9 protein-coding genes are annotated in these 11953 nt (G+C 68.0%); 4 read left to right on the top strand and 5 right to left on the bottom strand.

Annotation, left to right across the window (positions count from 1 at the left end; genetic code table 11):
• Window positions 1-864: 864 nt before the first annotated feature.
• The gene (locus tag ACZ63D_RS38220) at window positions 865-2694 is read right to left on the bottom strand and encodes a LamG-like jellyroll fold domain-containing protein (protein WP_465359211.1); all 1830 of its coding nucleotides are present in this window, start codon (window positions 2692-2694) and stop codon (window positions 865-867) included.
• A 125-nt stretch (window positions 2695-2819) separates the two neighbouring features.
• Window positions 2820-3314 carry a DUF6328 family protein gene (locus ACZ63D_RS38225; RefSeq protein ID WP_465359369.1) on the bottom strand — a complete coding sequence of 165 codons (495 nt, stop codon included), beginning with the start codon at window positions 3312-3314 and terminating at the stop codon, window positions 2820-2822.
• Between the two features lie 1045 nt (window positions 3315-4359).
• Between ACZ63D_RS38225 and ACZ63D_RS38230 the strand changes: the two genes are divergently transcribed.
• Window positions 4360-4947, top strand: coding sequence for a superoxide dismutase (locus ACZ63D_RS38230; protein WP_465359212.1), 588 nt, complete (start codon window positions 4360-4362; stop codon window positions 4945-4947).
• Window positions 4948-4961: 14 nt separating this feature from the next.
• Here ACZ63D_RS38230 and ACZ63D_RS38235 read toward each other — a convergent pair whose 3' ends face one another.
• Entirely contained in the window at window positions 4962-5363 is a 402-nt protein-coding gene (locus ACZ63D_RS38235; RefSeq protein ID WP_465359213.1) for a TIGR03667 family PPOX class F420-dependent oxidoreductase, read from the bottom strand.
• Between the two features lie 192 nt (window positions 5364-5555).
• On the bottom strand, window positions 5556-6998 hold the full coding sequence (locus ACZ63D_RS38240; RefSeq protein ID WP_465359214.1) for a DUF2339 domain-containing protein: 1443 nt from the start codon (window positions 6996-6998) through the stop codon (window positions 5556-5558).
• A 1117-nt stretch (window positions 6999-8115) separates the two neighbouring features.
• Here ACZ63D_RS38240 and dusB point away from each other — a divergent pair.
• Entirely contained in the window at window positions 8116-9288 is a 1173-nt protein-coding gene (gene dusB / locus ACZ63D_RS38245; protein WP_465359215.1) for a tRNA dihydrouridine synthase DusB, read from the top strand.
• A 480-nt stretch (window positions 9289-9768) separates the two neighbouring features.
• Here the strand turns inward: dusB and ACZ63D_RS38250 are convergent, their stop codons facing one another.
• The gene (locus tag ACZ63D_RS38250; protein ID WP_465359216.1) at window positions 9769-10188 is read right to left on the bottom strand and encodes an Hsp20/alpha crystallin family protein; all 420 of its coding nucleotides are present in this window, start codon (window positions 10186-10188) and stop codon (window positions 9769-9771) included.
• A 163-nt stretch (window positions 10189-10351) separates the two neighbouring features.
• Between ACZ63D_RS38250 and ACZ63D_RS38255 the strand changes: the two genes are divergently transcribed.
• Window positions 10352-11185 carry an alpha/beta fold hydrolase gene (locus ACZ63D_RS38255; protein WP_465359217.1) on the top strand — a complete coding sequence of 278 codons (834 nt, stop codon included), beginning with the start codon at window positions 10352-10354 and terminating at the stop codon, window positions 11183-11185.
• 147 nt (window positions 11186-11332) lie between these two features.
• Window positions 11333-11896 carry an isopentenyl-diphosphate Delta-isomerase gene (idi, locus tag ACZ63D_RS38260; RefSeq protein WP_465359218.1) on the top strand — a complete coding sequence of 188 codons (564 nt, stop codon included), beginning with the start codon at window positions 11333-11335 and terminating at the stop codon, window positions 11894-11896.
• Window positions 11897-11953 lie beyond the last annotated feature (57 nt).

Consider the following 11953-nt stretch of genomic DNA (forward strand, 5'->3'; position numbering starts at 1 on the left):
TCTGTTCTCTGCGCTTGTTGTTGGGGTTGGTGTTGTCGCGGAGAAGCCCGTCTCTTTCTCCGGTTGTCGTGTTTTTTTTTTTTTTTTTTTTCCCCCCCCCCCCCCCCCCCCGGTTCCGCAAGCGTGGCCCAGGGCCGCCGCTCCCAGCGGGTGTCCCAGCCTCGACCAGCCGAGTTCAGGCTTGCTCTGGCCGGACCGATCCGATGCCGAGCACCTCCTCCGGGGTTCGGTTTCAGCACTGGTCCCAGCCTCGGAAACACGGCACGAACGCCAATCCCGGCACCGGCGGCGAGGTCCAGCCACGGCACCGACCCCAGCCCCACTGCTGGTCGAGCAATGACGCTGACCAGCACGGGGATCGCGACCCCACCGCTCCAGCAACGACGCTGGCGCGACAGACAGCGCCGCCCTGACCACCGGCCCCAGCAACGACGCTGACGGCTCCCGCCACCAGCCTGACCGATCGCCCAGCACCGCCGCTGGCCAGCCCTCGGCCGCACACCCGACGTTCCCTGCCCCAGTCCCCGGCAAGGGAACGCTCGCCGATTTCGACGCATCTTCCGCGCAACGCCTTCGCACAAAGAGCCCGATCCCGATCACCGGCACAGGGCTGCGACTCATCTCAGAACGAATTCATCCCCCTCCGATACTACTTCAAGATGACTATTACAGTCCTTCGCTGATTAGACCGACCGGCCGAAGCCATCAGTTTCACTAATGCCTCCGAACGGCCGCAGTTCTCGATTGCGCCCACCGCGCAATCGGAATAATGGGCCGAAGATTCCGCACCGGCCTTCCGCCGCCAAGTCGGCCCGCATCCATCCCCGACTTCGCAATTGCCGAGCGGTCGATCGGCGCGGCTTATCAGCCCAGCAGGAATTCCCGCGGAGCCAGCGCCCGGTCGACCACGCGGGCCTCGCCGATCTCGCCGTAGAAGCTGCGCTCCACCTTGCCTCGGTACGACGACGCTCCGAGCAGCCAACTGCCGCCCGGGTTCGCGAGGCCGATCGCCGGCGTCTTGGGGTTGCGCAGCAGCGGACAACCGTCGACGTACAGCGTGCTGCGCCGTCCGTCGTTGACCACCGCGACGTGCCACCACTTCGCCAGCGGCAGTTCGTGGCCCCAGTTGGTCGAGATTCCGTTCTGGTTCAACGGGAACACCGCCCACTGCAGCTCCGCGCCGTCCGAGACGCTGAACGTCGCGGCCGACTCGTTGGGGTCGTCGCCGGACTTCCCGGCCGCGCCGCCGCTGCCGAGGCGCGCGAAGATGCCGCACCAGCCGTGGGTGCCGTCGCGGAAGTCTTCGGGTAGGCGGATGAAGGCCTCGACCGTGTAGCCACGCTGGAAGGTCAGGCTGTTCATCGGAGCGCTGTCGACGGTTTGGAGATACGCGCCGCGGCCAGGGTTGCGCGCGCCGTCGAACCGAAGGCTCGCCCGCGACGGTTGGCGGGGCGAGAAATCCGCCGAGTAGGTCAGCGCGGCGGGCCCGCTGCCCGGCACGGTCGCGCGACGCAGGTCGTTGCCGCGACCGGTGAGGTCCTTGATCAGCACGTTGTCCGGCACCGCAGCGCCCGCGCGCCCGCCTTCGAACCGCCAGTACGCGACGGTGCCCGGCACGAGCTGCGGCTGCACCGGGCGGGCTAGCGGCACCGGAACGGGCGCGAAACCGGCGAACCGCTGGTCGAAGTCGATGTCGATGCTGAAGTAGTCGACGTCGGTGCTGCGCTCAGCCTCGACCCGCTCGAGTTCGCTGAGGTCGCGCCGGCCGTCGAGCCACGGCGAGAAGGTGCGAACGTCGATCACGCCGCGCGCGACGTCGAACTGGTACAGCCGGATCATGCCGCTGCCACCGTAGTAGCGGTCCTGGTAGTTCGTGAGATGCAGGTGCACGTCGTGGCCGGCGGCATTGCGCTTCACCAGGCGGGCCGGCGGCCAGTAGTGGCCGTTGAGCGTCAGGAAGATCTGGTCGCTTTCGTTGACGAACTCGTCCCAGACCTGCTTGCCGAAGTCGGACAGGAACGCCTTGCCCTGCTCGTCGGAGTTGACCAGCTCGTGGATCGTCAAGATGGCGGGCATCCGCAGATGCTGCGCGAGAACCTGCTTCGCCCACGCGAACCCGCCCGCCGACGGACGCCAGTCCATCGCGAGCACAAGCCATTCCCGGCCGGCGGCCCGGAACACGTGGTAGGTGTTGTAGCCGTCCTTCGAGGACCCACGGAACGTCGGCGAGTTCCGTTGCCGCTGCGGACCGAACGCGTCGAGGTACGGCGTCCGGCCGCGCTGATCGTCGGTGGAACCGTCGATGTCGTGGTTGCCCGCGAGCGTGCTGTACGGGAAGCGGAACCGGTCGAGCACCTGGAAAGACCGGCTGATGCCAGCGAACTCCCTTGCCTGCCCGTTCTGCGTGAGGTCGCCAAGGTGCGCGAGGAAGACAACGTTGTCGTCGTGCGCGTGGCGCAGCACGTACGACAGCGAAGCGTCCACCGGTGCCGAGTCGCCCCGGTCCTCGTCGAACAGGTACTGGGTGTCCGGCATGACCGCGATCGTGAACCGCGGGCTGTCACCGTCCGGCCGCCGAGCGACACTGGGATCGGCCGCGGCGATCCCGTTCAGACCAGGAAGCGCGGACACCGCCGCGCCAGCACCGAGGATTCCGGCACCGCGCAGGAAGTTCCGCCGTGAAGAATCAGTCACGAGCAGGAAGCTACGGGCCGGTCCCGACCGCCACGGCAACAATTGCCGACGGCTCGATGAACAGCTCCGCGCCCCCGCCGTTTCTGTCCTGTGCAGGACAAACGCCGGACGACGTCCGACGCCGCTCAGTGACCGTCGCGTCGCCTTTGGTCGCCGCTGAGCATGCCCGGCACCGCGAACCACAGCAGTCCGAACAGCACCACCGCCATCCCGCCGACGAGCCCCATCGCGACAGGCCCGAACGAGACCTTCGCGATCAGCGCGACCGTCACCGTGATGGCCGCGGCAAGACACCCAAACCCCACCAGCACGACCCGGTTGCCGACCCGCAGGATCTGCTCGCGCCGCCCAGCCCGGAACAGGATCCGGTGCCACGCCGCAGGCGCGATCAGCAACGCCGTCGCCGCGACGGTGAGCAGCACCGCGAGCAGATGCAGCGTCTTCTCGAACCCGCTGGCGTCGTGGAACCGGCCGGTGAAGACCACCGACAGCAGGAAGCCGAACAGGATCTGGACTCCTGCCTGCGCGACCCGCAACTCCTGCAGCAACTCGCCGACGTTCCGCTGCAGCATCTGGTTCCGCGTCTCGCCGGTGTGCTCGACGTCGTCGCCGACCTCCATCGACTCGGCGCCTTGTGCCGGGCTGCCGACTTGCGCCGGTTCGCTGACCTCGGCCGAACCGCTGGCGTCCGCCGAGGAGCCACTGGCCTCCGCCGAGCCGCTGGCACCTGCCGACCTGCCAGCCGGTGACAACCCACCGGCCTCCGTCGATCCACTGACCTCGTCCGGCCCATCGGCCTCCGCCGATCCACTGGCGTCGTCCAGCCCACCGACCTGCGGCGACCCGCTGACTTCGTCCAGCCCACCGACCTCCGCCGACCCACTGACCTCGTCCGGCCCGCCGACCCGCGACGACCGGCGAGCCGCTGCCGATCCACCAGCCCGCTCCCGCCCGCCAGCTCGCACTGGGGCAGCACGACCCGCCAGCCAGCCATGGACCGAGCCGTCGTTGCTCAGGCCTTCACCAATCGAACCATCGTCGGCCACGCCGCTGCCCAGGACTCCGTCGGCCGAGCCGTGGCCTCTTGAGCCGCCACCACTGGCCTGCTCGCTGGAGTCCGCCGGTCCACTGTGCTCCGACTGCCCACTGGCCTCAACCGGTTCGCTGGCGCCTGCCGATCCACGGTCGTCCGCGCGACGGCCGTCGAACCCCATCGCGCTGTTCGGGTCGTCAGGCATGTCAGGCTCCACCGGTGCTCGCCGAAGCATCGCCGGGGCAAGTCCGACGCTGCCACGCTGCCAAGTACCCACCGCGGCAACGCCCGAAAACTCACCAGGCCAGCCAGGCGACCTTCGCGTCCGCCGAAACCGCCCTCCGAGCCCGCTGTGCTCGACCAGGCCGCTCTCGTACGCGAAGCGCGCTCCAAACGCACCAGGCCACCTGAGCGACGCCACGACCAGCGTCAGCACCACGCCACGACATCCGGACAGGTATCCAGACCTCGCCCAGCTCGGCCCACGCCTGCATCTGGCCGGCCCGGACACCCTCCGGCGACCCAACGCACCTCAGGCCCCCGCGCGGAAGGCCGTCCCAGGGTTCGGGCGACCTCCACACGTTCGAGTGGAGAACATGGCACAGCCCACGCCGACTGGTTAGAGAAGTTTCATGCGTTTCCTCCCTAAGTTTCTTTCCGCGGCCCTCGCCGCCGGTCTCTCCGTCACGAGCCTCTCGACCACCTCCGCCGCAGCCACTCCGGCTACGCCCTCGCCGCTGCACTTCACCTTTGCCCACGGCACCTTCGCGGCATACGCACCAGGCAGCCAAGCCGTCACCTACCGTCCGGATCTCGTGCCAGTCGGAGCAAAGGCGCACGTCTCTGCCTTGTCCGCCAGTCGCGTCGGCACCACCACCGTGCTGGTGATCAGCGGCCTCCTGCCGCAGCACGAATACGGCGCACACGCGCATGTGAACTCCTGCGGCGCCACCGGTGATGCCGCGGGCGGACACTTCCAGCACGTGCCGGACCCGGTGAAGCCTTCGGTGGATCCGGCCTATGCCAACCCGCGCAACGAGATCTGGCTCGACTTCACCACCGACCGCTCAGGCATCGGTCATGCAACCTCCATTGTGGACTGGACATTCGATGTGCGGCGAGCGAAGTCCGTGGTAATCCACGAAACCCACACCCATACCGATCCTGGGCACGCCGGAACCGCGGGTGGACGGCTGGCCTGCCTGGACGTCGGCTTCTAAATACGGAGCTGTCCTCAGAACCCCCAGGACTTCTCGGGCACGATCCGGATCCGGACCGAGTAGTCGGCGTCGAAGGCAGCGGGGTCGGCGAACCCGATACCGGCGTAGTGCCGTTGATACTTCGCCAAGTAGCCGGGGGCTTCGGAGGCTTTGGCTTCGTCGACGTGCGCGCGCCCGGTGACGACGATGATGCTTCCGCCGTGTTCGTCGCTGTTCAGGTGGAAACTCACCTCCGGGTTGGCGGCGAGGTGTCGCAGTTTGGCCGTTCCGGGCCGGCTGAAAACCACGATGTCCTCGCCGTCGAGCACGAACCAGACCGGCCGCGGCGCGGGGCGTCCGCTCGGAGTGACGGTGGTGAGCCAGGCGACGGATTCGCCTGCACGTTCAATGAGTTTCGGGTCGTGGCTGTAGGTCATGATCGGATACCTCCTCGGTAGGTTTCCCAGGTAACCACGAGCCACCGACAGTTTTGCCCCGGCGGCCCGCGCCGAGTCTTTCGCGAGCCATCCTCGACCATGTCCGCATGAACTAATTTTTGCTGGTACACAAGGAAAAACCCCGATCCGAGGTCAATCTCGATTCCCCGGATCGGGGGACTTCTCGCAAGTTCAGCGCGACGCGACAACCCGCGCGTACCGGGCACCCGCCACGAGCAGGATCACCCCGGCGCCGAGGAACGCGCCCACGCGCGCCAACCCGTCCAGCGCGGCGAGGTCGAACAACACGAGCTTCGCTACCGCAGCTGCCACCAGCACCAGCCCGGTGATTCGCAACGCGACCACCTCGATCCCGCGCAGGAGAAGGACGAACGCCACCACGGTCCAGGAAACCGTGACGAGCGTGTGTCCGACCAGGAACCCGACGCGACCAGGGGCTATGAGCATGGACGCGGCGAGCACCAGTCCAGCAGCGCCGTAGAGCGCACACAATCCCGCGGGAACCCATGGTGCGAGGCTGGCCGATTTCACCACGTTGAGCCGAATCGCCGCCCACGGCAGGGCGATCGCCGCGGCGAGAAGAAGCGCGGCCGAAACCAGTGCAGTAAGAAGAAGCTCGCGCGGATGCCAATGCGGGAGCACCAGCAGAGCTGGATTCACATCGGACCCGAGCGCGATCAGTCCGCCGATCACCGCGAAGGTGAGAGAACCGCCTAGCGCGAACCGGTTTCGAGCGAACTTCGCCGCGAACGCGAGCACTACCGCTTCGCCGAGCAGGACAGTCCCGCCATCAAACTGCGTGACGGTCGCCTGCATCGCGGCGACGAGTCCCGCGATTCCCGCGACGGTACCGGAATTCCCTCGCACGATGGTCCAGGTCGCGATAAGCACGACCGCCGTTCCACCCGCCAGGAGCACGGATTCCGGCTTGTGCAGCACCAGTGCGGCGACCAGTACCGGCAACGGAGCGACGGCGAGAACGGACAGCGAGTAAGGCTCATTGTCGTTGCGCCGCAACGCAATCAGCGCCGACGCCGCGCTGACCGCGCCAGCAGTGATCACTGCCCAGACCGGCAAGGTGCGTAGCCCGATACCGATCAGCGCCGTTGTCAAGGGAGGAATGGCTGCAGTAAACGAAAGGGGCCACCATGCCCGTCGAAGCTGGACAGGGACGGTCGCGATCTGGATCATGAGAAGGAACGTCACGAGTTCATCGGTGAAGCCCCAAGTGATCAGGGGCGCACACACTCCGCAACCTCCCACCACGGCATTGGCCAGGAGAGAGGAATCCCATTTGACCGCAAGCACAAGGCCGCCTACCGCGATCGCCAAGCCGACCGCGAGTCCGGCGGGAACTGGAAGGAAATCGTACAAGGAGGTGGCAGCGACAGTGTCCAGGTAGAGCGTCGCGATTCCAGTGGCGACGAGAGCGAACGCTCCGGTGCGTGCAGCCGGTTTGCGGTGCAGCCAAGCGCCCGCGCCGACCAGGATCCCGCCGAACGCAGCGCCGACGGCCACCCGCGGCAGCGGACCGAGCCAGCCGCGCTGAATGGCCAGAATCAGTAGCAGGACAACGCCGAGCAACGTCACCGCGCCGCCGATCCACGCCAGCAACCGCGAACCGGCACCTTCGCGACCGAGTCGCTCGCGGAGGGTCGGTGATGGGGTGTAGTGCGGCGGTCCGTAGAGCGGTTGACCGTATGGCGACTGGGCGTAGGGCGGCTGACCGTGCTGCGGACGTTGGGCAGTTGCGTGCGGGAGTTCTTGGGCTGACTGCCCGGCGGCGAACTGGTCAGCGGATCGGTTGGTGGCGGGTTGGTCTTGGCCCGGTTGGGCGGGAGACTGTCCGGCGGCGTCATCGCCAGCGGCGGGTTGTCCAGTCCCGGGTTGAGGCGTCGACAGGTGGGTCGCGCCGGTCATAGCTTGGGCGGAATACGGAGCTGCGTAAGGGTTGTACGGGTAGTAGCCCGGGTGGGGGTGGAACGCTGTCCGGTGCGCGGCCGCGTAGGCCGGGTACAGGTAGGGACCCGTGCCCTGCGCAGCCGGGTAGCCCGGAGCGGGCGCGTAGCCCGGAGCAGTCGTCGGGTAACCCTGCGCGGCAGGGTGGCCAGGCGCAGGAGGCTGGTCTGATCCGGAAGCGCGGTCAGGCTCGGCGTCCTTGCCAAGCGCGGCAGCCTCGCCTGGCGCAGTAGCCTGGCCCGGCGCGTCGGGAGAGCCCTGCGCGGCCGGGTGGTCGCCACTGGTGGACTGAGCGACGCCCGGCGGATAGGCCGCTTGCGACGCTTCTCCGGCCGACTCTGCCGACCCCGCATGGCTGCCCGACTGGCCAGGCGTCGGCTGGGAGTCTGCCGCTGCGTCTAGGCCAGGTGCCTCGGCGCGGCTTCCCGGAACGCCCCGCGTCGGCTCGGAATCTGCCGCTGCGTCCAGGTCGGACACCTCGGCACGGCCGTCCGGAACGCCAGGCGTCGGCTCGGAACCTGTCGCCGTGGCCAAGCCGGACGCCTCGTCAGGCTCGCCAGCAGTCGACTCGGGCAGGGGACGCACCGCGCGGAGTTCGGCTCCTACATGGGTCAGGCGGCGGCCGAGGTCGTCCAGTTCGCTGGCCAGGCGGTGGAGCGTTGCAGCTTCCGTGGTCATACCGGACAGCGTCGGCGAAACGGCACGAAGATCGGATCCGTAGCACTACTCAAGGCTGGACACGAGATGGTCTCGCGACCACCGACCCGCCCGGATGCGTGTGCCGTACGTCACGGGCGACAATGGAAGAGTGACTGCCACGTTGACCGCGCCCACGTTGAAGATCGGTCCCTACCAGGTCGATCCTCCCGTCGTGCTCGCTCCGATGGCGGGCATCACCAACGTGGCGTTCCGACGGCTCTGCCAGGAGTACGGCGCGGGCATCTACGTGTGCGAGATGATCACCGCCCGCGCGGTCGTCGAGCGGCACCCCGGCACGATGCACATGATGACCTTCGGCGAGAACGAAAAGCCGAGGTCCATGCAGCTTTACGGAGTCGATCCGAAGACCATGGCCGAGGCCGTGCGGATCATCGTCGGCGAGGGCCTGGCCGACCACGTGGACAGCAACTTCGGTTGCCCCGTCGCGAAAGTGACGCGGAAGGGCGGTGGCGCGGCGCTGCCGTTCAAGCGGCGGCTGTTCGCGGACATCGTGCGCGAGTCGGCGAAGGCGGCGGCTGAGGGCGGTGTTCCGTTCACCGTGAAGTTCCGCGTCGGCATCGACGACGATCACCACACGTTCCTCGACGCCGGGCGGATTGCCGAAGCTGAGGGCGCGGCCGCCGTCAGCTTGCACGCGCGCACGGCCGCGCAGCGCTACTCGGGGCAAGCCGACTGGACGAAGATCGCGGCGCTGAAAGAGGCGGTTACCAGCATTCCGGTGCTGGGCAACGGCGACATCTTCAGCGCGGACGACGCGCTCCGCATGGTCGCCGAGACCGGCTGCGACGGCGTGGTCGTCGGGCGCGGCTGCCTCGGCCGGCCCTGGCTGTTCGGTGAGCTGGAAGCCGCCTTCCAAGGGCGCGAGATTCCGGCGGGGCCGAACCTCGGCGAAGTCGCCCGCGTCCTGCGCCGCCACACCGAACTACTCATCGAGCACGACGGCCACAACAAGGCCATGCGCGACATCCGCAAGCACATGGCGTGGTATCTGATGGGCTTTCCGGTCGGGTCCGAGCTGCGGCGCGGTTTCGCGATGGTGACGAGCCTGAACCAGCTGGACGACCTCATCGCGCAGCTGGACCACGACGCCCCGTTCCCGAGCGCCGCGACCGGCCCGCGCGGGCGGCAGGGCTCGCCGGGCAAGGTGACGCTCCCGCACGGCTGGCTCGACGACCCGGACGACGACTGCGTCCCCGAGGCCGAGGACATGCACTCCGGCGGCTGAGCGCAAGGCTGCCCGGTCCGCGGGTTGCTTGAGCGCCTCGACGACAGGCGGGTTGCGGGTGCACCATCACTGCCGCTGTCGAGATCACGAGCGAATTCGCCGACGGATCGCGGCGCCCGCGCTAGGTGAGCGCCTTCCGGCATCATGGCGCGATCGTTCGAAGCGGCACCCAATCGCGGAACGCTAGACGTGGCAACGGCTCCGAGGCCGGTGGCTTCCCGTGCGCCAGGAAAGTCGATGCAGCGCCCCATAAAACTCGGCACCTAGCCGAACCGCCAGCAACCGCGCGGCCCCGAGCGCGCCCGACGGCCAAGCCGCACCGCGCTCGGCTGAATGTGCCTGGTGAGGTTCAAGCGCGCTCGGTGTGGAGCACTTCGTCCTCGACGCCGAATATCCACAGCTGGCCTGCGCAGATAGCAACTGTCCCCAGGTTATCCACAACCCACTGTGGACAACCTGGGGACAACCTTGTTCACAACCTCAGGCGTCGATCTCCTGCGGCGCGCCGCCGACGGTGATCTTGCGCGGCTGGGCCTTCTCGGCGACCGGGATGCGCAGCGTCAGCACGCCGTCGACGTAGTCCGCGGCGATGCGCGTGGTGTCGAGCGTGTCGCCGAGGAACAGCTGGCGCGAGAACTTGCCGCGCGGGCGCTCGGACACCTGGATCTGCGCGTCCTCGACCGCGACCGGCGTGCGCTCGGCGCGGACGGTCAGCACGTTGCGCTCGACGCTCACGTCGATGGAGTCGCGAGCGATACCCGGGAGGTCGAACTGGACCACGTACTCGTCGCCGGCGCGGTAGGCGTCCATCGGGACGGAGCGCGGCGCGGTGCCCTGACCACCGAAGAACTGCTGGGTCAGGCGATCGAACTGGGCGAACGGGTCGGTGCGGATCAGCATGTCGAATCCCCTTTCGGACAACTGCGGCCAGCTGCTGGGGCGCTGACCAAGCCTTGCAAAGTTGCCAACGACCGACTCAACTTATTTGTTCCCGAGTAGCTCAGATCACAGTGTCGGCGCGAGACCGCCGAAACTGTCGGTGCCGGTCCGTAGAGTGCGTCTCGTGATCGACCAGCTGACCATCCCGACCGACGCGGGATCCTTCGACGCCATCGCCGCCGGCCCCGAGAACGGCCGCCCGGTACTGCTGCTGCACGGCTTTCCCCAGGCCGCCGTGGAGTGGGAGCACCAGGTGGCGACGCTCGGCGTGCTCGGCTACCGGGCGGTCGCGCCGGATCAACGCGGGTACTCACCGGACGTGCGGCCCGAGCGTCCGGCCGAGTACGGCATCACGACGCTGGTGTCCGACGTCGTGGCCATGGCCGACACGCTCGGCTGGAGCAAGTTCGACCTGGTCGGCCACGACTGGGGCGGCGCGGTCGCGTGGTGGACGGCCGACGAGCACCCGGAGCGGCTGCGCAGCCTCACCGTGGTGTCCACGCCGCATCCGGGGGCACTCGCCGAGGCGATGCGGACGGACGAGGACCAGCACCTGCGGTCGGCCTATATGACGGAGTGGCGGCAGACTCCCGCGACCGAGCGCCGCATGCTGGCCGACAATGCCAAGGCGCTGCGCGACATCTTCGACCGACGCATCCCGCCGAGCAAGATCGACGAGTACGTGCAGCGGTTGTCCGAGCCAGGCGCGCTCACCGCCGCGCTGAACTGGTACCGGGCCGGGCGTCCGGGCGGAAAGATCGGCAAGGTCTCGGTGCCGACGATGTACGTCTGGTCCACAGAGGACGTCGCCTTCGGTTCCACCGCGGCGCTCGACACGGCGAATTGGTGCACCGGGCCGTACCGGTTCGAGATGCTGGAGGAGGTGTCGCACTGGGTAGCGGAAGAAGCGCCGGAGGCATTGACCTCGCTGATCGTGGAGCACCTCGGCAGCCGGTGACGCCAGGCCTGCCCGCACCGTCGTTCGGCCGGGTGTCGCGCGGGCTGGGAATCCGAGCGTTGCGTGAAGGCCCGGCACTCGAATCGGGCGAAACGGCCACCCGCCTCGCGGTATCGACTGGCAGGTGCGTGGTGTTCAGTATCCGGAGTGGACACCAGCACTGAAGTCGAAACCGAACGCGTTGTCTTCGTGACCGAGGACGGCGTGCCGACCGGGGAGACCGGGCCGAAGCTCGCCAGTCATCACGCGGAGACGCGGCTGCACCTCGCGTTCTCCTGCTATGTCCTGCGCCGTTCGGACAACGCCCTGCTGATCACTCAGCGCGCCCTGCACAAAAAGGTGTGGCCGGGGGTGTGGACCAACAGCGTGTGCGGTCACCCGGCTCCCGCCGAGGCGCTGGAGACCGCCGTGCGCCGGCGGGCTTCGTACGAGCTTGGGCTGGCCGGACTCGAGGACCTTGAGTGTGTGCTGCCCACTTACCGCTACCGCACGCCGCCCTTCCAGGGGATCGTGGAGAACGAGTTCTGTCCGGTGTTCGCCGCTTGGACGGAGGTTGATCCGCGGCCGAATCCCGAAGAAGTGGGCGACTGGCGATGGATTTCCTGGGCTGATTACACACGGTGGATCACAGATCCGGGGACTGCCGCGAGTTACTGGGCTCGCGATCAATTCGCGCAGCTCAAGGACAAGAAGCCCTTTTCCGGGCTCTGAGCGAAGAACTGCGCTGCGTGACATCAGCGGAACTCCGTCGTCCACTTGAGTGGAATT

The organism is Amycolatopsis sp. NPDC104775, assembly GCF_055583325.1.

Excerpts from the sequence above, each read along its gene's own strand:
- ACZ63D_RS38225 (WP_465359369.1), bottom strand. The coding sequence starts at position 3,314 with ATGGAGGTCGGCGACGACGTCGAGCACACCGGCGAGACGCGGAACCAG.
- ACZ63D_RS38230 (WP_465359212.1), top strand. The coding sequence starts at position 4,360 with ATGCGTTTCCTCCCTAAGTTTCTTTCCGCGGCCCTCGCCGCCGGTCTC.
- ACZ63D_RS38250 (WP_465359216.1), bottom strand. The coding sequence starts at position 10,188 with ATGCTGATCCGCACCGACCCGTTCGCCCAGTTCGATCGCCTGACCCAG.
- ACZ63D_RS38235 (WP_465359213.1), bottom strand. The coding sequence starts at position 5,363 with ATGACCTACAGCCACGACCCGAAACTCATTGAACGTGCAGGCGAATCC.
- dusB (WP_465359215.1), top strand. The coding sequence starts at position 8,116 with ATGCGTGTGCCGTACGTCACGGGCGACAATGGAAGAGTGACTGCCACG.